Origin of the sequence: Haloflavibacter putidus (assembly GCF_006546625.1) — a bacterium.
Lineage (GTDB): Bacteria > Bacteroidota > Bacteroidia > Flavobacteriales > Flavobacteriaceae > Mesonia > Mesonia putida.
This window is the reverse complement of sequence record NZ_VIAR01000008.1, coordinates 69166-92693: the sequence shown is the minus strand read 5'-3', so window position 1 is coordinate 92693 and position 23528 is coordinate 69166. Positions and strand designations below refer to the sequence as shown.

The window sequence follows — 23528 nt, the reverse complement described above, 5'->3', positions numbered from 1 at the left end:
CAAAAACCCCGCCAATTCGTTTTAAAACTGCCAACTTGCCTGCTTTGGTTTTTTACCCGACAATATTAACAATTTTTCCCGGTACGATTATTACTTTTTTAGGTTCGCGTCCATTAAGTTGTTTTTGCGTGCGTTCGTCTTCCATAACAATCTTTTCGATTTCTTCTTTCGATAAATTTAAGGCTAAATCTAAAGTAAAGCGCATTTTTCCGTTAAAGGAAATCGGGTAGGTTTTTGCACTTTCTTTTACGTGTTTTTCCTCGAATTTTGGATACGCAGCAAAAGCAACACTCGATTTATTTCTTAATTTTTGCCATAACTCTTCGGCGATATGCGGCGCGTATGGGGCAATTAATACTGCTAAAGGTTCTAAAACTTCCCTGTTATTGCATTTTTGTGAACTAAGCTCGTTTACGCAAATCATAAAAGTAGAGACGGAGGTATTAAAACTAAACTCCTCAATATCATCGGTTACCTTTTTGATGGTTTTGTGCAGGGTTTTTAACGATTCTTTGCTTGCCGCCTCTTCGCTAACCTGAAACTCATCGCCATTATGGTAAAGTTTCCAAAGTTTCTTTAAAAAATTATGTACGCCGCTAAGTCCGGCGGTACTCCAAGGTTTAGATTGTTCTAAGGGACCTAAAAACATTTCGTACATCCGTAAAGTGTCTGCGCCGTATTCTTCGCAAATATCATCGGGATTTACTACGTTGTATTTAGATTTAGACATTTTTTCTACCTCGCGACCAACAATGTATTTGCCGTCTTCTTCAGTAATAAATTCTGCTTCTTTAAACTCGGGGCGCCAGTTTTTAAAGGCTTCTATATCTAATTCATTAGAGGCATTTACTAAAACAACATCGGCGTGAATGGGTTGCACTTTCAAGTCCTTGATTTTATTTGCGCTCACAAATTTATTTTCTCCTTCTAATCTATACACAAAAGCACTTTCCCCTAAAATCATGCCTTGGTTTATCAATTTTTTAAAGGGTTCTTGTACTGGCACCAAATTTCTATCGTTTAAAAATTTTGTCCAAAAACGGGCATAAAGTAAATGCCCGGTGGCATGCTCGCTACCACCAATGTACAAGTCTACGTTTTTCCAATAATTTAACGCTTCCGCGGAAGCGAAAACATCTTGCCGCTTTTCTTTTTCCATATAACGGAAAAAATACCAAGAGCTACCTGCCCAACCCGGCATGGTATTTAGTTCTAACGGAAATACAGTAGTGTGGTCTATTAAATGGTTTTTTACCACTTTCTTGTTTTTAGCATCCCACGCCCAAACATCTGCTCTTCCCAAAGGCGGCTCGCCTTCTTCTGTAGGTAAATATTTTTCTACCTCAGGCAATTCTAAAGGTAAATGTTCTTCTGCAATCATTTGCGGTAAACCATCTACATAATATACCGGAAACGGCTCGCCCCAATATCTCTGTCTACTAAAAACGGCATCGCGCAAACGGTAATTGGTTTTTCCTTTGCCCTGCCCGGTTTTTTCCAGTTCAAAAATGGCTCTTTTTAAGGCTTTTTTATAAGGTAAATCACTTAAAAAATCAGAATTAGTGATTACCGTGTTTTCTTTTCCGCTGTATGCAGCTTCCGAAACATCTACATCTTTAAAAATATTTTTGATTGGCGGCATGCCGGGTTTTCCTTCAAAATGCTTAGCAAAATCGTGATCGCGCTGGTCGCCACAAGGAACGGCCATTACCGCTCCGGTGCCATAGCTTGCCAAGACATAATCTCCAATCCAAATAGGAATAGCTTCTTTGGTAAACGGGTGCTCTGCATACGCGCCGGTAAAGACGCCGGTGATGCTTTTTACATCTGCCATACGCTCGCGCTCGCTGCGTTTGGCGGTTTTTTCTTTATAAGCTTGTACCGCTTCTTTTTGTTCTTTTGTGGTAATATGATCTACCAATTCATGTTCCGGTGCCAAGGTCATAAAAGTTACGCCGTAAATAGTATCTGGGCGGGTGGTGAAAACTTCAAATTTGTGGTTTGAGTTTTGGATTGAGTTTGTGAAGGAAGCGTTCTCTTTTAAATTATTGTCGTTGTTTTTTTTAGACGAGGCTGTTGATGAGGCATCCCCTCCTAAATCCTCCCCTGAGGGGAGGACTTCTAATTTCGCTTTAATTTCATCTATTACTTTAGAATGAAAGTTTTTCACCTCATCGTTAGTAAAACGTAAAGTTTTATAACCTAATTTTTGCTCTAAAATAAGCTGACGTTCTTCATCCTTTTCTTTTTGGAACTGATGGATTTCTCCATCAACTTCAATAATTAATTTTTTATCAAGACATACAAAATCTACAATATAATTATCTATTGGGTGTTGCTGTCTAAATTTTACTCCTAATTTTTTCGCTCTTAAACTATCCCACATTTTTTTTTCTGCATCCGTAGGATTTTTGCGCATTTCTTTTGCTCTTTTTAGCAATTCTCCAGCTATCTTAGGATTACCGGTTAGCCGTCTATAGTATTCTTTTTCCTGTGCACTCTCCCTTCCCTCGGGGAAGGGTTGGGGATGGGAGGCAGTTTTGCTTCTATCTGAAGAAAGCACCTGAAATTCAACTATCGCCCCAACAGATTTGCCAATCCAATTACGCTGACTTTCTTTTAAGCTATCTGTCCAATCTAGGCTTTCTAAACCTTGCAATAAACGCTCTGCATAGGCTGAGATGCGCATACTCCATTGTTTCATTTTTTTACGCACTACCGGATAGCCGCCACGTTCTGAAACGCCGTTTACAATCTCGTCGTTGGCCAAAACGGTTCCTAATTGCGGACACCAGTTTACTTCTGTTTCGGCAAGGTAGGTTAGGCGGTATTTTAGTAGTATTTCTTGTTGTTTTTGCGTAGAAAAACTTTTCCATTCTTCCGCAGAAAATTCAGATACATCTGTATCGCAAGCAGCATTTACGCTCGTGTTACCTTTGGAAGTAAAAATCTCTTTTAATTCTGCAATATCGCGGGCTTTGTCTTCTTTATAATCGTACCAGCTTTCAAAAAGCTGAATAAAAATCCATTGTGTCCATTTATAATAATCCGGATCGCTAGTGCGTACCTCCCGACTCCAATCAAAAGAAAAACCAATTTTATCTAATTGTTCTCGGTAGCGTTTTATATTAGTTTTTGTAGTAATAGCAGGATGTTGCCCGGTTTGGATAGCATATTGTTCTGCTGGCAAACCAAAAGAATCGTAGCCTTGCGGGTGTAAAACATTATAATTTTGATGGCGTTTAAAACGCGCATAAATATCGCTTGCTATATAACCTAACGGATGCCCAACGTGCAAACCCGCGCCAGACGGATACGGAAACATATCTAACACATAGAATTTTTCTTTATCGCTATGATTAGCGGCTTTAAAAGTTTGGTTTTTGTGCCAATAGGCTTGCCACTTGGCCTCGATATCGTTAAAATTATAACTCATTTCTTTTTGGATTTTCGGCGTTACAACTGCTGAATTTTAAAGCACAAAAATACTATTAATGTTGAAAGTACTAAACCCAAGGCACACAAATAGTTTGAGAACTGCTGCTTTTTGTATTTTTCTATTGAATACTTATCTCAAAAGCTTGGTTTAGTTTAAAAAAACATTTTTTAGCTACTTTATTTACGGCAAGAAAATTTTTAATTTTTCCGTAAAGTTTGCAATAAACTTCCGTAAAGGCTAAAAAGAGCATTAGCTGTAAAAAAGAATTAAGCAATTATTGCAAAAAGCGGTCGTTTATAATAGTAGCATTTCAATTACTTTACTATTTTTACAGAAAATCTTTTGAAATTTATATGAGTTCATCGTTTGAAAAATACCAAAAAAGGCGCTTGATTTCTTCCTATTTTTCGGTAGTTATTAGTATTGCCTTGGTTTTATTTTTGTTAGGATTACTGGGTTTGCTGGTATTAAACACTAAAAAAGTGGCAGACCATTTTAAAGAGCAAATTGCTTTGAGCATCTATTTAAAAGACACGGCAAAAGAAGTAGAAATAAACCAATTAGAAAAAAGTCTTGCTTTGGCAGATTATACCAAAAGCACCAATTTTGTTTCTAAAGAAGAAGCGGCAAAAGCGCACAGTAAAGAAATTGGCGAAGACTTTATGGAATTCTTAGGGTATAACCCCTTACAGAATTCGATAGACGTATTTTTTAACGCCGATTATGTTTCTGAAGTAAAAATTGCCGAAATCTCTCGAGACTTACAAGAAAAAAGCTTTGTAGACGAAGTAATTTACGATAAACCCCTTATTTCTTTACTTAACGAAAATATAAAACGCATTAGCTTCTGGATTTTGGTAATCTGCGGCATATTTACTTTTATAGCCGTTTTACTAATAAACAGCTCGATTAGACTTTCTGTTTATGCCAAGCGGTTTACCATAAAAACCATGCAAATGGTTGGTGCCACAAAAGGTTTTATACGCCGCCCGTTTATCTGGAAAAATATTAAATTAGGAATAATTGGCGCTGTTTTGGCACTTATAGGTATGGCCGCAGTTTTATATTATGTAAATCGCGGTTTCCCCGAATTGCACTTGCTGGCAGATAAAATAATTTTAGCAAGCTTATTTGCAGGCGTGTTTATACTTGGTTTGCTTATTGCTTGGCTAAGCACTTTCTTTGCCACACAACGTTTCTTAAACCTTAAAACAGATGAGCTTTATTATTAAATAAGCCTACCTTTGCTAAAAATTTGATTATGGGAGAGAAAAAACGAAAAATAGAAACCCAAGAAAAAACCAAACCCTATTTTATTTTCGAAAAGAAAAACTACCAAGTAATGGCTATTGGCCTTGGTGTAATTGCTTTAGGCTTTATTTTAATGGCAGGTGGCGGCAGTGACGATCCCGCGGTATTTAATCCCGAAATTTACAGCTGGCGCAGGATACGCTTGGCACCAACCTTGGTTTTGTTGGGCTTTGCCATACAAATATATGCCATACTCCTTAATCCCGACAAAAAGCAGAAATGAGTGTAATAGATGCGTTGATTCTTGGTATTATTCAAGGTTTAACAGAGTTTCTCCCGGTATCTTCCAGCGGTCATTTAGAATTAGGAAAAGCCATTTTGGGCGATAACAGCATTCCGCAAGAATCTATGCTTTTTACCGTGGTGCTACATTTTGCCACCGCTTTAAGTACCTTGGTTGTGTTTAGAAAAGATGTTTGGGAAATCTTGCGTGGTTTATTTCAATTTAAATGGAACGAAGAGAGCAAATTCTCCCTAAAGATTATTGTCTCTATGTTTCCCGCCGTGATTATTGGCCTGTTGTTTGAAAAAGAACTCGAACAACTTTTTGGCGGCAGCGTATTATTGGTTGGCTTTATGCTTATTATTACCGCGCTTTTACTTTGGTTGGCAGACAAAGCAAAAAATACCCAGAAAAAAGTAAGTTATAAAAACGCTTTTGTAATTGGGCTTGCGCAGGCAGTTGCCATGCTACCCGGCATTTCCAGAAGTGGCGCTACTATTTCTACATCGGTTTTATTGGGAAACGACAAAACTAAAGCTGCACGTTTTTCTTTTTTGATGGTGGTACCACTTATTTTAGGCAAAATTGCCAAAGATTTTTTAAGCGGAGATTTAACCCATAGCGGAAATAACTTATCGCTTATTGTAGGATTTATTGCAGCATTTGTAGCCGGACTTTTTGCTTGCACCTGGATGATTGCCTTGGTGCGTAAAAGCAAATTATCTTATTTTGCCATTTATTGCTTGATAGTAGGTATTATTGCCATAGCCTTGAGCTATTAAATAAACACTAATTTTTAAAAGCCATTTTTTTGAAACATTTTACGTTAGAAGATTTTAAAAACGGACAACTTTTATTACTCGACAAACCTTTAGAATGGACTTCCTTTCAGTTGGTTAATAAAGTGCGTTGGCTTATCAAGAAAAGTTACGGAATTAAAAAAATAAAAGTTGGTCACGCCGGTACTTTAGATCCGCTTGCTACCGGCTTGTTACTTATTTGTACCGGCAAGTTTACCAAACGCATACAAGAGTTGCAAGGCTTAGAAAAAGAATACACCGGCACTTTTACTTTGGGCGCCACTACTCCATCTTACGATTTGGAAACAGAAATAGACCAAACTTTTGAAACCAAACACCTAACCAAAGAGCAACTCAACAACGCCACCAAACAATTTACCGGAAAAATAGAACAATACCCACCGGTATTTTCTGCTTTAAAAAAAGAAGGAAAACGTTTATACGAGTACGCCAGAAAAGGAGAAGAAGTAAAAATTGACCCGAGAGAGGTTAGTATTTCTTCCTTTACGCTTACGCGGATAGCCTTGCCGGAAGTAGATTTTAAAGTTACCTGCAGCAAAGGAACGTATATACGAAGTTTAGCGCACGATTTTGGAAAAGCCGTAAACAGCGGCGCACATCTTTCTTCGCTGAGAAGAACTAAAATTGGAGATTTTACTATAGAAAATGCTATGAGTTTAGAGGAGTTTATCTATAAACTTCCTCCAAAACCTCAACAAGAATAGGCTTTTAAAATTTGCTTATTATTTCTAAAACAAAAATAGGCGAATTCTTTTCAGAAAACGCCTATCACAATTAACGCTATGTTTTTCTTTACAAAAACTTTTAGCTCATACTATTTGCCAGCTCTTTTAAAGCGGTTTGACCTTTATCTGTATTATACCAACGTTGTAGTTCTTCTTTAATATAATTGTCTACTTTACCGTGTTCTTGTTTATAATCTTTTATTAATTTTTTTGCCGGTGCGGGTCGCTCACCCCAAACATTAAGAACTTCTAAAGTTTCTTTATCTACCATTAATAATTTAGGAATAGAGCGCGCTCCGTTGGTTAAAAAATGATCCATTAAAGAAACATTTTTATCGCGCAAAACAATGCGTAAATCTATTTTCTCGTTTAGTTCTGCCGCTTTGTTAATAACGGGCAAAGAATGCGCAACATCGCCACACCAACCTTCTGCAATAACAATCCAATAAACCTCTCTACCGTTATTTTCAAAAACTTCTCTTTCCGGCTCGTTTACTTTTAGGGTTTTATTCCAACGTTTTATGCGGCGTAAATTCAGCTCGGTATAATTCATTAAATCTTCTGTTTGCTCGTCTCCGGTAACCTTGCCATCTTCATAAAGTTTGGCTACCATATTTTGAAATTCTTCGTAGGTCATGCTTTTCTTTAAAGCATCGATTATTTCGGTATTTAAAACTTGTGTATCCATAAAAATATATTTTTCCCTTTCGGGGGAATTTTTTAAAACAATTCTTTAAATTTCCCCAAATTTAAGCAATTATGAGCAAGAAACGATGTCCGTGGTGCCAAGGAAACGCATTATATGAGAAATATCATGATTTAGAATGGGGTGTGCCGGTTTATAAAGACAAAGTTTTATTTGAATTTTTGATTTTAGAGAGTTTCCAAGCCGGATTAAACTGGCTTAGCATTTTAAAAAAACGAGAGAATTTTAGAAAAGCTTTCGCCGATTTTAATATTCAAAAGGTTGCCAATTTTACTGAAACCGACAAAGAAAGACTACTACAAGATGCAGGTATTGTAAGAAATAAATTAAAAATTGAAGCTGCAATAAACAATGCGCAACGCGTGATCGAAATACAAAATGAGCATGGTTCATTAAGTAACTATTTTTGGGAATTTGTAGACCATACGCCTATTGTAAATTCCGTAAAGAACTATAAAAACGTGCCTGCCAAAACTGCCCTAAGCGAAAATTTAAGCAAAGCATTAAAGAAAAAAGGCTTTAAATTTTTGGGACCAACTACCGTTTATGCTTTTATGCAAGCGGTAGGAATGGTAGACGATCACGAAAACACCTGCTTTAAAAAAGAACTTTAAATTTTATGAACGGAAGTTTTGCCAGTGCAATTAGTTTAATATTTTTACTTAATTAATATTTTTATAAAATTTGCTTAACAAACCTCTAATGAAAAAACCATGTACCCAGTATTCTTTATTTTTTGTCTTCTTGCTTTTTCCTGTTTTTGTAGTGGCTCAAAAAGATTTTACTGGTTTAAGCGAAGTAGAAGCAAATATAAATTTTGAAACTGACAGCATTTGGAGCTTCGATTTTGATTTTGTCAGACGCGATGTGCTTTATGGTCAAGAAAGGTTTGAAATACAAGGCCAACACTTTGAAATTACGCAAGTTACCCAATTAAAAATTGGCAGCGGGTTTAAAGTTGGCGCCGGTTTTCGTTACTACACCAAAAACCTTTTTGACGATAAGAAGCAGGACGAATTACGGGTTTTGCAGCAATTGAGCTATAAAAATAAAAGAGGTGTAATGAGTTTTAAACACCGGTTTCGGTTTTCGCAACGCTATAGAGAACGACTTACTTTTAGAACCCGTTATAGATTTGGAGTAGAGTTTCCGTTAAACGGAAAAATGGCTAAAAAACCCTTATCTCTAGCCATACAAACCGAAACTGTTTACGAATTTGGCAAGTATGAAAAACCAAGTTTAGGCCAGCGTTTAACTTCTAAAATAGGTTTTACCGTTTTCAAAAACACAACCGCAGATGTAGGTTTTGAATACCGTTATAGAGATTTTACCAATAATCCATTTTCGCAATTATATTTTTTACTTGGGTTTAGTGTAAATTTGTAATTATAGCTTAGCGTAAATATTGTATAAACTCTTTTCTCGGTATTTCGCGAGCGCCCAAGCTTGCCAAATGAGGCGTATAAATTTGGCAATCTATTAGCTGCACGCCTTCTTTTTCGAGTTTTTGCACCAAGCTGATAAAGCCATATTTTGACGCATTGCTCACTTTGGTAAACATACTTTCGCCACAAAATACTTGCTTTTCTTTTAGGTAAATTCCGTAAAGACCTCCTACCAAATTATTATTATTCCAAACCTCGGCGGATTGTGCGAGGCCGGTTTTATGCAATTCTTTATAAGCTGTTAACATTTCTTGCGTAATCCAGGTTTCTTCTTGGCCTTCTCTTTTAATAGTAGCGCAATTTTCTATCACAGCATCAAAAGCTTTATTATAACTAACTTCAAATTCTTGTTTTTTAAAAAGCTTTCGCATGCTTTTAGAAATTTTTAGCTCATGCGGAAATAGCACCATTCTAGGGTCGGGACTCCACCATAAAATTGGTTCGTCTTTGCTATACCAAGGAAATATACCAGATTTATATGCCGCTGTTAAACGCTCTGGAGACAAATCTCCTCCATAAGCCAATAAGCCTTGCGAATTTGCATTTTCTACAGGCGGAAAACCATATTGAAACTGTTCTTCTTCCATTTATCTGAATAATAATTACTTACAAAAAAAAAACTGGGTTTTAATTGTTTTTTATCAAATTTTTAACGATATTTGAAGCAACCTTATTGAGATAAATTTTGTTCATCATTGCTTTTTTTGAATTTGTTTACTAAGGTTGATTAGACTATAATATGAAAATCCGACCTTAAGGGGTCGGATTTTTGCTTTTTATTTTATAAAAAACTTATAAATTTAAAACGGCAAATCGTCGTTTTCTTCTTCGTTAAAATCTGTAGTAGGTTCAAAATTATCTTGTGGCGGCGGAGGCGTATTTGCTTGTCCGGCAGAATTTTCTGCTTGCAAATTTTCTATTCGCCAACCTTGTATAGAGTTAAAGTATTTTGTTTCGCCTTGCGGGCTTACCCACTCGCGACCTTTTAGATTTACTCCAATTTTTACATCTTGCCCTACTTGGTAATTATTTAAAATATCGCATTTATCTTGTATAAATTCAATTAATAAATGCTGCGGATATTGTTCTTGCGTGGTAACTACCATTTCTCGCTTTCTAAAACCATTGCTGCCGTAGGTTTTTGTTTCGTCTATTTTTTTAATCTTTCCTTGTACTTCCATCTTTTTTTACTTTTTTGCTAATAATAATTTCCAGGCGTTTTCCACCTTGTCTTTTTTAAGATATTCTTGTGCTACTGCGTGTATTTTTTCCGTAGTGCTTTTTTCTACCAACTTATGCAGGTCTTCTTGTTCTAAAAATTCTTTTATTTCTTTGGCAGTTGGTTGTTCTTCTAACGTACCTAATTTACCCAAATCATTTCCGGTTAAAACAGAACTGTTTTTAATAAATCCAGGAATATTGTCTATGCCCATTCCAACAGTAGAGATTGGCTTAGGCACTTCAAACATACCGGCATTGGCTCGCGTATACCAATTACCGCCCATACGCGCTACTTGATCTAATTTATGCTGATCTATCTTTTGGTTATCGTCTAAAATACTTTCGGCAATGTGCATTTTTAAAACTTCGCAAACCACCAAATTTCCCGCGCCGCCGTCTTCTCCTAATTTAATAACATCTTTTACTTTACACTCAAATTGAACCGGAGATTCTTTAACACGAGCTGGTTTTACTGTTTCAGAATCTAACATCGTAAAGCCGGCTTTTTCAAACTCATTTACTCCGTCGGCATAATTAGAACTGGCAAGAGACATTTGTTGCACCATCTCATAATTTACCAAGTTGATAACAACTTCTTTATTTTCTTGCACATTTTGTAACGTGTGTTTGCTAGAAGCATCTTTTATGCGCAAAACCGGTGAAAAAACTAAAATTGGTGGGTTAGGACTCATCATATTAAAAAAGCTAAAAGGCGCCAAATTGGGCTTGCCATCGCTATTTAAAGTACTGGCAAAAGCAATTGGCCGCGGCCCTATAGAGCTTACCATTAAACCATAAAGTTTTTGCGTTGGTGTTTGCTTAGGATCTATTGTGTGCATGAACTCTTATAAATTTTCACAAATATAGTTATTCTAAATACTAATGAAAATTTAGCCGCCGGCAATAATTAAGATAAAAACTATATCTTTAAATCTTTAAAAACAACTTAAGAAGAATGGTATTTTCAGATCAAGAGCGGTATACAAGATGGTTTATTACTATTTCTTCTATTATTATTGTCGCGCTTTTTTTATGGAATGTTTTTATTTTTTTCAATCGTATTAAGCAGGAGGAACGCGATAAGATGGAAATTTGGGTAAGCGCCTATTCCCAAATTTTACAAAGTAGCTTAGACGATGAGATTTCGGTAGAATTAAAAGTAATCGAGAAAAATACTTCTACGCCAATGATTATTTATTCGTTGCGCGAAGATACTTACGACACCCGTAATATTGCCCCCAATGATGTAGACACCAAAGAAGAAATAGAAAAATTGGTAGCTTCTTATCAAGCCCAAAATAAACCCATTGAAGTTACCGACCAAGGCGATTTGCTAAGTATTATTTATTACGGAAATTCTGAATTGCTTACCAAACTAAAATATTTTCCGGCAGGTATTGTTTTAGTTGTTATACTCTTTTTGGCAATGCTCTATTATTTTTATACCACTTCTAAAACCAGCGAGCAAAACAAGTTATGGGCCGGTATGGCCAAAGAAACCGCACACCAAATTGGTACGCCACTTTCTTCTTTGGTAGGATGGACAGAAATTTTAAAATCTGAAAATGTAGATAAAAGCTATTTACAAGAAATGGAAAAAGACATTAACCGTTTAAAAACCATTACAGAAAGATTTTCTAAAATAGGCTCTTTACCAACCCTTAAAGAAACCAATATTGTAGAAGCCACTAAACAATCTTACGATTATCTTAAAGCTCGCAATTCCAGATTGATAGAATTTAGCATTAGTTTGCCTTCTCACCCAATTATGGTAAAACTCAACGAGCAATTGTACAGTTGGACCATAGAAAATTTGGTTAAAAATGCTATAGACGCTTTACGCGGAAAAGGAAAAATTAATTTAGAAATTACCGAAGACCAAAAATGGGTTAAAATTTGCCTTAGCGATAACGGCAAAGGCATTCCGAAATCTAATTACAAGAAAATTTTCACCCCGGGTTATACTACCAAAAAACGTGGGTGGGGACTTGGCTTGTCTTTAGCCAAACGTATTATTGAAGATTACCATAACGGAAAAATTCGTGTGCTGAAAAGCGAAACAAATAAAGGCACCACCTTTGAAATTAAACTATTAAAGTGCTGATTTTTAGCCTTAAAAACAGAAACTTTTTGCCTTGTATGCCATTTTTTTAAAGCATTAAAAGTTCTGTCGAATTTTTTCGGCTAATTGTTCAAATTCGTTTTCAGAAAGTTCTACTTTGTTTTTAAAATTCATATCGTTCATTGCATTTAACGGAATTAGATGAACGTGCACGTGTGGCACTTCCAAACCAACCACAGCCATTCCTATGCGTTTACAGGGAACGGTTTTTTCTAAGGCAATTGCTACTTTCCGCGAAAAGCGCATCAATGCCATATAAGTATTTTCATCTAGGTCAAAAATCTTATTTACTTCTTTCTTAGGAATACAAAGTGTATGACCTTTAGCATTAGGATTAACATCTAAAAAGGCCAGAAAATCATCGTTTTCTGCAACTTTATAAGCAGGTATTTCGCCGTTAATTATTTTTGTAAATATTGAAGCCATAATTTTTCTTTTAAAAATAACAAAATTTCTTAACTTTTAACATCAAAAGCATCCCGAAGTGCGTTTCCTATAAGCATAAAAGCCATAACCATACTCATTATTGCAAGACCGGGAACTACGGCCAAGTAGGCTTTCCCTAAAATTATATAACTGTAATGATCTTTTATCATTGCACCCCAACTTGGCATAGGAGGTTGTGCGCCAATGCCCAAAAAACTCAAGCCGCTTTCTATTAAAATAGCAGCGGCAAAATTGGCTGCAGAAATTACAATAAGCGGTGCCATAATATTGGGCAAAATATGCCGTGTAATTATACGCGAATTAGAATAACCCAGCGCTTTGGCTGCAGTTACAAATTGTAATTTTTTTATGCCCATTACTTGGCCGCGCACTACTCTGGCTACTTCTACCCACATTGTTAAACCAACTGCTATAAACACTTGCCAAAAACCTTTGCCTAGTGCTAAAGTGATGGCAATTACCAAAAGTAAAGTTGGGATAGACCAGGTTACGTTAATGAGCCACATAATGGCTGCATCTGCTTTGCCGCCAAAATAGCCTGCAATAGCTCCTAAACCAATACCAATTACCAAAGAGATAAAAACCGCTACAAAACCAATAGATAAGGATACGCGAATGCCTATTAACATTCTACTTAGTAAATCTCTCCCATATTTATCTGTTCCCAACAGAAAAGTTTTGGAGAAAATTAAATTTTCTTTTATTTCTTTTTTGCTATAGCCTTTAAAGGTTTCTATTAAGGAATAGCTTTTTGGCAAACCTTTTTTTTCTTGACCTGTATAAGGAAATACTTTTAACTCTCCCTCCGAAAACTGATAACTTTCTATAGGTATCTGTGTAGCAGTATATTTTTTACCGAAAAAAACCTGGTCTAACCAAGCTTTCTCTTTTTTATTTTGCTTTGGTAATTCTAACATCTGCACTTTAAAACCAGGCGGTTTAGAATGGATTGCCAAATGCATTTGGTTGGCATTTTCAGAATTATCGGGTGCTAAGACATAAGCAAAAATTGCCGTAAAAGTACAAGCTACAATAAACCAAAAACTCAAAACGCCCCAAAGGTTTTTTTTAAACTTTTGGAGCGCTAATTGACTTAATGATTTAGACTTACTATGCAAGATTTACTTTTTATAGTTGGCCACTTTAGAACGTTTTAACGAATTGATTTTCATATCTTCCAAGACCAGAATTGCTTCTTCTACATATACGTCTTGACTTAAATTCTCGTGCCAACGATCTCTTTTTTCTGCAAGAGTAGTATCTGTTTTAAACATTTTTTGCTCGTAAGGAAGCGAGACAAAAGAAAGACTGGTTTTATAATCGCTTATTGAGTCAAAACGTTTTGCTTGTTCTTCGCTAAACAGTATTTTTTCTTTATAGGTAGCAAAGTTTAGCGGATAGATGTCTTTTTGGCGTTGCTCTTCAATCCATTTAGCGCTTTCGTCAATTAATTTTAGTTGCGCGCTTTTAGTCATTCTATCTTTACTTTTTGCTATAGTTTTATCAAAATCTACGTAACCGGTCCATTTATTATAATCTGCCGGTTCTATTTGATCCCAAGGTAAAGGGTTTTCCATATCGCGCTCGCCAATATCTATATAACTATAACGGTCTGGCACTACTACATCGCTCTCTACACCTTTTAATTGGGTGGAACCACCGTTTACGCGATAAAATTTTTGCGTGGTCATTTTTAGAGCTCCCATATCGCCTAAATCGCTGTTTCGCATCCAACGGTTTAAATCTATTACATTTTGCACAGTACCTTTTCCATAGGTTTGTTTACTTCCTATAATAATTGCACGTTGGTAATCTTGCATAGCGGCTGCCAAAATTTCTGATGCTGAAGCTGAAAGTTCGTTTACCAAAATTACTAATGGACCGTCCCACAAAATACTTTTATCTTCGTCGTGTAAAACCTCTCGTTGATTATCACTAGTACGCACTTGCACTATTGGACCTTTTTCTATAAACATACCGGCAATATCTACTACTGTAGAAAGCGAACCACCGCCGTTATTTCTTAAATCTAATACCAAGCCGTCCATATCTTCTTTTTTAAGACGCTTTATTTCTTTTTTAATATCGCTGGCAGCATTGCGTTTGTCGTAATCTTCGATGTTAAAATAAAATCGTGGTAAGTTTATAAGTCCGTATTTATAATCATCTTTTTCTACCAAAGAAGACTTTGCATAGGTTTCTTCTATTTCTACAATATCCCGCTCCATTTTAATATCTTCTACCGTGCCGTCTACTTTTTTTACGGTTAAAGTAACAACGGTTCCTTTTGGACCTTTAATAAGTTCTACCGCATCGTCTAATGGCATACCTATAATACTTACAGGTTCTTCTTCGTCTTCTTGTTTTACTTTCTGAATAATATCGCCAACTTCTAGTTCTTCTCCGCGCCAAGCAGGACCTCCTGAGATTATTTCTAATACTTTAATATTATCCATCTTTTTTTGAAGTCGAGCACCAATGCCTTCTAAACTTCCAGACATTTGAATATCAAAACGTTCTTTATCGCGAGGAGCAAAATAATTGGTATGCGGATCAAAAACCTCTACAATAGAGTTAATGTACATAGAAAACCAATCTTTACGATCTACATCATCCAAAATATCATAGGCTTCTTCCAACGAGTTTTGAGTAGATTTTCTTGCTTCTTTTTCTAACTCCGGGTCTGGTTTTGGCGTGTACTCTTGATCGTCTTTCTTTTTATTTTCTTCGTCTTTTTGTAAATCGTAAAAGTTGCTTAAAGCCGTAAACTTTAGTTGTTTTCTCCAGCGGTCTTTTAACGCAGCTTTAGATTCTGCGTAAGGTATTTCCTTATAATTGGTATTGATATCTTCTTCTTTCGTATAATCAAAAGGTTTGTCTAAAATACTTCCGTAAAGCTCTTTAGATTCTTCTATGCGTTGTTGTAAGGTATTATAGGTAAGGTTAAAAAAATCTACTTTTTTATTATGAATTTCATCGTCTATTTTATTTCTATAGTCCTCAAATTTATCGATGTCTTCTTGTAAAAAATAGCGTTTTCTCGGGTCTAGACTCAAGATATAACTATCAAATACTTCTTGCGAGAACGCATCGTTAATTTGTTTTGGGTCGTAATGCCCTTTTTGTAAAACATAAGTAATTAACTCGATTAAAACAGCGTCTTTGTCTGAATTTGTATCAAATTTTTTGGTGGTAAAACTACAAGAAGCTACCGCAAGCAGTAGCCCTAATAAAAATATCTTTGAATTCTTTTTCATATACTTCGTTAATTTCATTCGCATCCTATGCTGTAATACATTAAAAACTATGCCAATCTTTTACTTTTAAAAAATCCTGCAAAACTGCAAGATTAAAAAAGGCAAGCTAAAAGTAAGACTTTTTTTATACCTAATTCATAAAATAATTATAATCTAAGCAATTCTTTATCTTAAAGCGACAAAAGGATTTTTTGCAAATTTATTGTTTATTTTTGTGGCGCGAAAAAATATAGTTTATGAAAAAAGAAAAGCCATTGATTTTGGTTACCAACGACGACGGAATTACAGCTCCCGGAATTAGACATTTAATTAAATTAATGAAGGAAATTGCCGAAGTGGTAGTGGTAGCACCAGATAGTCCACAAAGCGGAATGGGGCATGCTATTACTGTGAGCAACAATTTATATTGCGATCCTGTAAAACTTAACAACAACGAAAAACACAAAGAATTTTCTTGTTCCGGTACGCCGGCAGATTGCGTAAAAATTGCCAAGCAAGAAATTCTAAAACGCAAACCAGACTTGTGTGTTAGTGGCATTAATCACGGCTCTAATTCTTCTATAAATGTAATTTATTCCGGTACGATGAGTGCAGCAGTAGAGGCTGGCACCGAAGGGATTCCGGCTATAGGTTTTTCTCTACTAGATTATAGCCTTACGGCAGATTTTAGCCATACTTCTAAATTTGTAAAAGCCATTACCAAAAATGTTTTGAAAAATGGTTTACCAGACGGCGTGGTTTTAAATGTAAACATCCCAAAACTTTCCGAAAAGGAAATTAAAGGTATAAAGGTTTGTAGACAAGCAAAAGCAAATTGGGTAGAAGAGTTTGACAAAAGAACCAATCCGCAGGGGCGTGATTATTACTGGCTTACCGGAAAATTCATCAATCAAGATGAAGGTTTGGATACAGATGAACACGCCCTTTCTGAAGGATATGTCTCTCTAGTGCCCGTACAATTTGATTTGACAGCGCACCACGCTATAAAAACTTTAAACGACTGGGAGTTAAATGATTAAAAAAGAAATTCTTATTGGATTTTTGGTGGGTGTTTTTGCGAACTTAGCAGGAATTTACCTCTATATTGCTGCGTTTTCGCCAGATAGTTTTGAAGTAACGTTGGGTAAAGCCATAAAAGGCGATTATATGGGCAGTATTATTGCTTTAGGAGCCATTGCCAATTTTCTACCGTTTTTTGTGTTCTTAAAAAAACGACAAATTTACCGCTCTCGTGGAGTGGTAATTGCTACTATACTTGCCGCAATAGCAATAATTTATTTTAAGTTTTACTAACCTAAAATAGCTAAATCTAAACTTTTGCCTATGAAATATTATTTAATTGCCGGGGAAGCATCTGGAGATTTACACGCTGCCAACCTGATGAAAGCTTTAAAAACCGAAGATAAAAATGCAGAGTTTAGGTTTTGGGGTGGCGATTTGATGCAAGCGCAAGGCGGAACTTTAGTAAAACATTATCGCGATTTAGCGTTTATGGGCTTTGTAGAAGTTTTACTGAATATTAGTACCATCTTCAAAAACATCAAGCTCTGTAAAAAAGATATTGCACGCTATAAACCAGATGTTATTATCTTTATAGACTATCCTGGTTTTAATTTTAGAATTGCTAAATGGGCACGTAAAGAAGGCTATAAAACCCATTATTATATTTCGCCACAAATATGGGCTTGGAAAGAAAACCGGATTAACGCAATTAAACGCGATATAGACGAAATGTATGTTATCCTGCCTTTTGAAAAAAAGTTTTACGAAGACAAACATAATTTTCCGGTGCATTTTGTGGGGCATCCTTTGGTAGACGCTATTCACGCTAGAAAAGAAATAAATTTTAATCAGTTTATAGAAAGGTACAAACTTTCCAATAAACCCATTATAGCTTTACTACCCGGCAGCCGCAAGCAAGAAATAAGTAAAATGCTGGCAACCATGTTGCAAATAACCAAAGACTTTCCGGACTATCAATTTGTAATTGCCGGCGCGCCCAGCCAAGAAGAATCTTTTTATGCGCCCTATCTTAAAAAGAGCAATGTTTTTTTAATACAAAACAAAACTTACGATTTATTGAGCGTTGCTACGGCTGCTCTGGTAACCTCTGGCACCGCTACCTTAGAAACCGCGCTCTTTAAAGTGCCCGAAGTAGTTTGTTATAAAGGCAGCAAAATTTCGTACGAGATAGCCAAACGCATCATTAAATTAAATTACATCTCTTTGGTAAATCTAATTATGGATAAAGAGATAGTTACCGAATTAATTCAGCAAGATTTTAATGCCAAGCGTCTAAAACAAGAACTCAACAAAATTCTAAATTCTGAAAAAAGAACAGAAATGATGGAGAATTACAATGCATTGGAAGAAAAACTTGGCGGAACAGGAGCAAGCCAAACCACCGCAAAACTTATTTATAACAAACTGAGGCAATAAATTTTAAAACTAGGCAGGCTACTTTTCAGTTTTCTTCTATATTTGGGACTATAAGCCAAGTTTGTATGAAAAATATTCTTCCGATTCTCGCTTTAGTTTTTGTTTTGGCCTCTTGTGGCAGCTCTAAAAACATTGGGAATGCACCAATAAAAGAAAGCAGTTCTTACCGCCAAGAACCGCCGGAAATTGCAAAAAGAGTAGCCAATAATGCTTTACATTATCACGGCACGCGTTATAAGTATGGCGGGATGAGCAAACGCGGTTTAGATTGTTCGGGACTTGTATATTTGGCTTTTGAAAAAGAAGGAATAGCTTTACCCAGAATTTCCAGAGACATCGCCAAGCGCGGTAACCGCATACATTTAAGCAAAGCCAATGTAGGAGACTTGGTGTTTTTTAAAACCGGAAAAAGCGGTAGAAGAATTAACCACGTTGGTTTAATTGTACAGATTATTCCGGGAGAGGTAAATTTTATTCACTCTTCTACCTCGCGTGGGGTTATAATTTCTTCATTAAACGAAAAATATTGGAACCGTTCTTTTGTAATGGCCAGAAGAATTTTGTAGGATATTTTAAAGCTTTTTAGTAGTTTTAATTCATGAAACTGCTCAATCCTGCAATTTTATTGCTTTGCTTTTCGTTTATAATTGGTATTATCCTTTGTTTAAATTTTAACTTTGGATCAGGCTATTTTTGGTTCTGTTTTGCAGCGAGTTTCCTCGTTTTTTTGGGAAGTTTTATCCGTACACATTTCTTACTTTTTCAAGATCGGTTTTTTGCCGGTGGCGCAGTTTTGGCTTTTATTTGTTTGGGTTATCTGGCGGCACTTAATAAGCAACCACAAAACAACAAACAGCATTATATTCATTTTACTGAAAAAGCTCCAACCCAAGCCAGCATTGCGATTAAAATTGGTAAACAACTAAAATCTTCTGCTTTTTACCATAATTATATAGCAGAAATAAACCGTCTAAATAACCAAACTACCCAAGGGAAAATTTTATTTTCTGTTAGAAAAGATTCTTCTTCTATTGTTTACACGCCGGGGCAACGTCTTATGCTAAATGCACAATTAAAACCAGTTTTTAAATCTGGAAATCCGCACCAATTTGATTACCGAAATTATTTAGAAAAACAACGAGTTTTAAGACAAGCCGTTAGTTTTGATCAAGAAAATATTCGGGTTTTGCCGGTTGCACAAAATTTGTTTACTAAAACCTCGCACATACGAACTTCTATTACCCAATCTCTGGCAAAAAACGGGTTTAGTACCGCGCATATTAATCTTATACAAGCTTTAATTCTGGGACAAAAACAAGAACTTTCTAAAGATGTTTATACCAGCTTTACCGAAGCCGGCGTGGTGCATGTTTTGGCAGTTTCGGGCTTGCACGTAGGTATTATACTTTATTTGCTTTATGCTTTGTTATTTCCGTTGGGAAGATTCCGTAAAGGAAAAACAATACGTATGCTTATTGCCATTATTTTACTATGGTTATATGCAGCTTTGGTGGGGTTTAGTCCTTCTGTTTTGCGCGCAGTTACTATGTTTTCCTTCCTGGGTTTAGGCTTGGCAAGCAACCGGAAAGTGTTTTCTTTAAATATGCTGGCTTTGTCTGCCTTGGTGTTGTTAATAGCAGAACCTTATTTTATCTTTTCGGTGGGATTTCAGTTGAGTTATGCTGCCGTATTTATGATTGTTTGTTTTCAACCTAAAATTTATGGCTTGCTGCGACCAAAAAATAAAATTGTAAACTATTTCTGGGGAATTTTTAGTGTCACTTTTACCGCGCAAATTGGGGTTTTGCCGCTAAGTTTGTTCTATTTTCATCAGTTACCGGGATTGTTTTTTATAAGCAATCTTTTAATTGTTCCTTTTTTAGGAATTTTATTGGCACTGGGTATTTTAAGTGTTTTTTTAAGTTTGGCCGGTATCTTACCCGAATTTTTAAAATTGACTTTAGAAACCGGATTAAACTTACTTCTACAAACGGTAGAAATGGTTTCTTCGCAAAAAGCCTATGTGATGAAAAACATCTATTTTTCGGAACTTTTGTTGGTGTCTTTCTACGGATTTTTGCTTTTGTTGTTATTTTATATTTACCAGCGTAAAAAAGTTTGGCTATTTGCATTTATGGCAGGCATAATCATGTTTCAAGGTATTTATATTTGGGAACGAAGCGCGTTAAATTCCGTAAAGAAATTTTATGTTTTTCAGCAATATAAACGTACGATTTTGGCAGATAAACAACATAGCGGTTTAACTGTTTTTAGTGATTCTGCATTAACTGCTTCCGTAAAGAAATATTTATTAGACCCCGTTTTAACACATCAGGCCAGCCGACAAAATACAGTAAAACCCATACCCGATTATTATAAGCTGGCTGAAAAAAAGTTGCTGGTAATAGACAGTTTAGGTGTGTATCCTAAACGCAATTTTCCTGTAGAATATCTCTTATTGCGCAATTCTCCTAAAATAAATTTAGAGCGTGCTTTGCAGTATTTGCAACCTACAACTATCATAGCAGACGGAAGTAATTATCGTAGTTATATAAAGCGTTGGAAGAAAACTTGTAATAAGAAAAAGCTCCTTTTTTATAACACTACTAAAAAAGGAGCTTTTGTAATTGAGTATTGAACATCTTAGCGAATTTTCAACCTCAATTTAGTTTTTATTTTTGAAAGTACCTTTAAAATTCTTTTGGTAATCCTTCCAAGCTTCGCCTGTAGTTACTTCTTTATAATCGTTTGAAGCTATCATTTTTAAAAAAACCTCTAATTCTTCTGCTGTTTTATAACCGGTAACCGGCGATATAATATCTGAATTCTCATCGAAAAAGACCATACTAGGATAAGCCGTTATTTTAAGTGCATGTGCAAATAAATGCTGACTGTTACGCCCTTTACGACTGGCTTTGTAATTTGGGTTGGTATAGGTAAAATCTTGATAGTCTATTTTTTCTGTACCTTCTGCATTGAATTTTACCGGATAAAAATGTTTGTTTACATAATTTACAACATCTTTATTTTTAAAGGTTCTTTTATCTAGTAATTTGCACGGACCGCACCAATCTGTGTAAACATCCATAAAAATTTTCTTGGGTTTTTCTTCTTGAGCTTCTAAAGCCTCGTTCATCGTCATCCAATTAATTTCTTGTGCCGAAAGGCCAAAAACTGATAAAAAAATTACAAGTGTGTATATCCATCTCATACTGTACATTATTTCAAATTTCATTCCAAAAAAAAATTATTTCACCCCTTGCATCAATTTTTTGATAGGTCTATTAATAGCAATAATTAATAAACCGGCTAAAATTGGTACTACGGTAAAAATTAAAAAGAAGGTGGTTAACGAGTATTCTTCGCGAATATTTTCTAATTGACCTCCTAGAACGGCGGCAAATTTATTTCCTATGGCAATTGCCAAATACCACATACCAAACATAAAAGCTATCATTCTTGCCGGCACCAGTTTACTTACGTAAGAAAGACCAACCGGCGATATACAAAGCTCGCCAAAGGTATGGAAGAGGTAGGCCAGAATAAGCCAAATCATACTTACTTTTACGCCTTCTGCAACACCAAAGGTACCAAAGGCTAGCATTCCAAAGCCTAAAGCTAATAAAATAAGACCTATACCATATTTTTGTGGTGCCGAAGGATTGTACTTGCTTTCCCACCACTTAGAAAACAGGCTGGCAAAAGCAATGATAAAGAAAGAGTTTAAAATACTAAACCAAGAGGCAGTAATCTCTACCCAATGGTTTTTTACTTCGGTAACGGTGGCTTTTACAACCCCGCTATCTCTACCCAAACTTTCTGCATTTTTCTCTGCATCTTCTAAACGCTCTGGGGTTAAATATCCAAATTTATTGTAATTCTCGTCTTTGGTAATAATATTAATCTCTTGACCTTCTTTAAAATCGCTAAAAGCTTCACCAATAACCATTTTTTTAGAGAAAGTTTCATTTTCTACTTCGTCTATATTTTGGTCTGTAGAAACAGGAACTTCTAAATATACAAAATCACCGTTTTTGGTTACTTTCGGTTCACCGGTATTTTCATCTATTACCGCCACTTTTTGTGCATCAAACTCTACTTCGTAAGCCGTAGTGTTAAAATCGCGGTTTAGCATATAAATTACTACGCCCCAAATACCAATAAAACAGATGGCTAAAACAATGTTTGAACCGGGAATTTTCCCAAAGGTTCGTTTTGCCAATAATATAAGAACGTAGGTAATAATGGCTAATGGCACAATAGTTAAAAGGGCGTTTACGATATTAAATATTATTGCCGCATTTCCTATGAGTTCTCTGTCTATATAATCTCGTGCAAACAAGACAAGAGAAGTCGCGCCTTGCTCAAATCCTAAAAAGAATAAAACCGTAAAAAAAGCAAAAACTATTACAGCATACATTCTATTTCTAACAACCGGCGCATATCTATTTATCCTGCTTATTACCAAATATAAGAATAAGACCAAGCCAAAAAGCACTACTACATACTGACCTTCCATACCTTGAAACTCAAACGGGAATAAGTTAAAGTTAGCAATTTTTGATAAAGGATCGTTTATAGCATAAGCCAACCCTATTATTGAAGTAATTACAATAAGTATTTTATCTAAAGCCGTAAACGGATTGTACTTAATATTTTTCTTCTCTTTTCTGGTAGTGGTTTCTCCTTCAGTAATTTCTTCTGTTTCTTCCTCTTTATTGGGCACATCTCCTATTTTACCAAATAAAGGTTTGGCAAGCCAAAATTGTAAAGTTCCTAAAAGCATAAAAACTCCGGCTAAACCAAAGCCCCAAGACCAACCTACACGTTCTGCCAAGTAACCGCAAAGCATCATTCCAAAGAAAGCCCCTGCATTTACTCCCATATAAAATATGGTATATGCTCCATCTTTCTTTTTAGGAAGATCTTTATACATTTCAGAAATAATAGAAGTCATAGTTGGTTTAAAGAAACCGGTACCAATTACTAAGAGCGCAAGCCCTACATACAGCCAAAATTCTGTCTCAACAGCCATTGCGGCGTGCCCCAACGTCATAATTACTGCTCCAATTACAACTGCCCAGCGATAACCGGTAAGTTTATCTGCTATAACCCCACCAATAATTGGCGTAATGTAAAGCAACATTGCATAGGTACCAAAAAGTGCTCCGGCATTTTCGGTGGTCCATTCCCAACCAGGATTGTAGCCAACCGCTGCCATTGTTAAAAAGTTGATAAGCAAAACACGCATTCCGTAAAAGGAAAAACGCTCCCACATTTCAGTAAAAAATAATACGAAAAGTCCGGCGGGATGACCTAATACTTTACTTTTAAAAAACTCTTCGTGCTCGTTTGAAGCTATTGCTGCCATT

22 protein-coding genes are annotated in these 23528 nt (G+C 35.8%); 12 read left to right on the top strand and 10 right to left on the bottom strand.

The genetic code is table 11. From position 1 onward, the window contains the following. Nucleotides 1–52: 52 nt before the first annotated feature. Nucleotides 53–3436, bottom strand: a complete 3384-nt coding sequence (gene leuS / locus FKR84_RS09055; RefSeq protein WP_141421985.1) for a leucine--tRNA ligase — start codon at nt 3434–3436, stop codon at nt 53–55. A 356-nt stretch (nt 3437–3792) separates the two neighbouring features. On the opposite strand from leuS, the gene FKR84_RS09050 reads away from it, so the two are divergent. The 4 genes from FKR84_RS09050 to truB are packed head-to-tail and all read left to right on the top strand — an operon-like array spanning nt 3793 to nt 6498. Further along, nucleotides 3793–4671, top strand: coding sequence for a cell division protein FtsX (locus tag FKR84_RS09050; protein WP_141421984.1), 879 nt, complete (start codon nt 3793–3795; stop codon nt 4669–4671). A 29-nt stretch (nt 4672–4700) separates the two neighbouring features. Further along, nucleotides 4701–4973, top strand: a complete 273-nt coding sequence (locus FKR84_RS09045; RefSeq protein ID WP_141421983.1) for a DUF3098 domain-containing protein — start codon at nt 4701–4703, stop codon at nt 4971–4973. Continuing rightward, nucleotides 4970–5755 (top strand): undecaprenyl-diphosphate phosphatase, encoded by a 786-nt coding sequence (locus FKR84_RS09040; protein ID WP_141421982.1) that lies wholly within the window; start codon nt 4970–4972, stop codon nt 5753–5755. The genes FKR84_RS09045 and FKR84_RS09040 overlap by 4 nt, the downstream gene beginning before the upstream one ends. 23 nt (nt 5756–5778) lie before the next feature. Next, nucleotides 5779–6498 (top strand): tRNA pseudouridine(55) synthase TruB, encoded by a 720-nt coding sequence (gene truB / locus FKR84_RS09035; RefSeq protein WP_141421981.1) that lies wholly within the window; start codon nt 5779–5781, stop codon nt 6496–6498. 100 nt (nt 6499–6598) lie between these two features. Here the strand turns inward: truB and FKR84_RS09030 are convergent, their stop codons facing one another. Then, a complete protein-coding gene (locus FKR84_RS09030; protein ID WP_141421980.1) occupies nt 6599–7207 on the bottom strand; it encodes a thioredoxin family protein in 609 nt (202 codons plus the stop codon). Between the two features lie 71 nt (nt 7208–7278). Here FKR84_RS09030 and FKR84_RS09025 point away from each other — a divergent pair, with 71 nt between their 5' ends. After that, on the top strand, nt 7279–7839 hold the full coding sequence (locus FKR84_RS09025) for a DNA-3-methyladenine glycosylase I (protein WP_141421979.1): 561 nt from the start codon (nt 7279–7281) through the stop codon (nt 7837–7839). A gap of 88 nt (nt 7840–7927) precedes the next feature. Further along, complete coding sequence (locus FKR84_RS09020) at nt 7928–8611, top strand: DUF2490 domain-containing protein (protein ID WP_141421978.1); 684 nt, start codon at nt 7928–7930, stop codon at nt 8609–8611. 7 nt (nt 8612–8618) lie between these two features. Here the strand turns inward: FKR84_RS09020 and aat are convergent, their stop codons facing one another. From aat to FKR84_RS09005, 3 genes are all read right to left on the bottom strand, one after another. Beyond that, nucleotides 8619–9257, bottom strand: a complete 639-nt coding sequence (gene aat, locus FKR84_RS09015; RefSeq protein WP_141421977.1) for a leucyl/phenylalanyl-tRNA--protein transferase — start codon at nt 9255–9257, stop codon at nt 8619–8621. Between the two features lie 213 nt (nt 9258–9470). Beyond that, nucleotides 9471–9851: a DUF3127 domain-containing protein gene (locus FKR84_RS09010; RefSeq protein ID WP_141421976.1), complete on the bottom strand. Its 381-nt coding sequence runs from the start codon at nt 9849–9851 to the stop codon at nt 9471–9473. A 6-nt stretch (nt 9852–9857) separates the two neighbouring features. Next, nucleotides 9858–10730, bottom strand: a complete 873-nt coding sequence (locus FKR84_RS09005; protein WP_141421975.1) for a flavin reductase family protein — start codon at nt 10728–10730, stop codon at nt 9858–9860. Between the two features lie 116 nt (nt 10731–10846). Between FKR84_RS09005 and FKR84_RS09000 the strand changes: the two genes are divergently transcribed. Next, nucleotides 10847–11995 carry a sensor histidine kinase gene (locus FKR84_RS09000; protein ID WP_141421974.1) on the top strand — a complete coding sequence of 383 codons (1149 nt, stop codon included), beginning with the start codon at nt 10847–10849 and terminating at the stop codon, nt 11993–11995. Between the two features lie 54 nt (nt 11996–12049). Here the strand turns inward: FKR84_RS09000 and FKR84_RS08995 are convergent, their stop codons facing one another. From FKR84_RS08995 to FKR84_RS08985, 3 genes are read right to left on the bottom strand one after another with little or no spacing between them, the layout of a single operon-like run. Beyond that, a complete protein-coding gene (locus tag FKR84_RS08995; RefSeq protein ID WP_141421973.1) occupies nt 12050–12439 on the bottom strand; it encodes an HIT family protein in 390 nt (129 codons plus the stop codon). A gap of 29 nt (nt 12440–12468) precedes the next feature. Then, nucleotides 12469–13578: an ABC transporter permease gene (locus FKR84_RS08990; protein WP_141421972.1), complete on the bottom strand. Its 1110-nt coding sequence runs from the start codon at nt 13576–13578 to the stop codon at nt 12469–12471. A gap of 3 nt (nt 13579–13581) precedes the next feature. After that, nucleotides 13582–15717, bottom strand: coding sequence for a carboxy terminal-processing peptidase (locus FKR84_RS08985; protein ID WP_141421971.1), 2136 nt, complete (start codon nt 15715–15717; stop codon nt 13582–13584). 236 nt (nt 15718–15953) lie between these two features. Between FKR84_RS08985 and surE the strand changes: the two genes are divergently transcribed. From surE to FKR84_RS08960, 5 genes are all read left to right on the top strand, one after another. Then, nucleotides 15954–16736, top strand: coding sequence for a 5'/3'-nucleotidase SurE (gene surE, locus FKR84_RS08980; RefSeq protein ID WP_141421970.1), 783 nt, complete (start codon nt 15954–15956; stop codon nt 16734–16736). Next, a complete protein-coding gene (locus FKR84_RS08975) occupies nt 16729–17010 on the top strand; it encodes a hypothetical protein (RefSeq protein ID WP_141421969.1) in 282 nt (93 codons plus the stop codon). The genes surE and FKR84_RS08975 overlap by 8 nt, the downstream gene beginning before the upstream one ends. A gap of 30 nt (nt 17011–17040) precedes the next feature. Beyond that, a complete protein-coding gene (gene lpxB, locus FKR84_RS08970; RefSeq protein WP_141421968.1) occupies nt 17041–18156 on the top strand; it encodes a lipid-A-disaccharide synthase in 1116 nt (371 codons plus the stop codon). Nucleotides 18157–18221: 65 nt separating this feature from the next. After that, nucleotides 18222–18722: a C40 family peptidase gene (locus tag FKR84_RS08965; RefSeq protein ID WP_141421967.1), complete on the top strand. Its 501-nt coding sequence runs from the start codon at nt 18222–18224 to the stop codon at nt 18720–18722. 32 nt (nt 18723–18754) lie between these two features. Beyond that, complete coding sequence (locus FKR84_RS08960) at nt 18755–20794, top strand: ComEC/Rec2 family competence protein (RefSeq protein ID WP_141421966.1); 2040 nt, start codon at nt 18755–18757, stop codon at nt 20792–20794. Between the two features lie 27 nt (nt 20795–20821). Here FKR84_RS08960 and FKR84_RS08955 read toward each other — a convergent pair whose 3' ends face one another. Together FKR84_RS08955 and FKR84_RS08950 are read right to left on the bottom strand one after the other, a co-directional pair. Further along, entirely contained in the window at nt 20822–21367 is a 546-nt protein-coding gene (locus tag FKR84_RS08955) for a thioredoxin family protein (RefSeq protein ID WP_141421965.1), read from the bottom strand. Between the two features lie 36 nt (nt 21368–21403). Further along, complete coding sequence (locus FKR84_RS08950; protein WP_141421964.1) at nt 21404–23527, bottom strand: peptide MFS transporter; 2124 nt, start codon at nt 23525–23527, stop codon at nt 21404–21406. Between the last annotated feature and the right edge of the window lies 1 nt (nt 23528).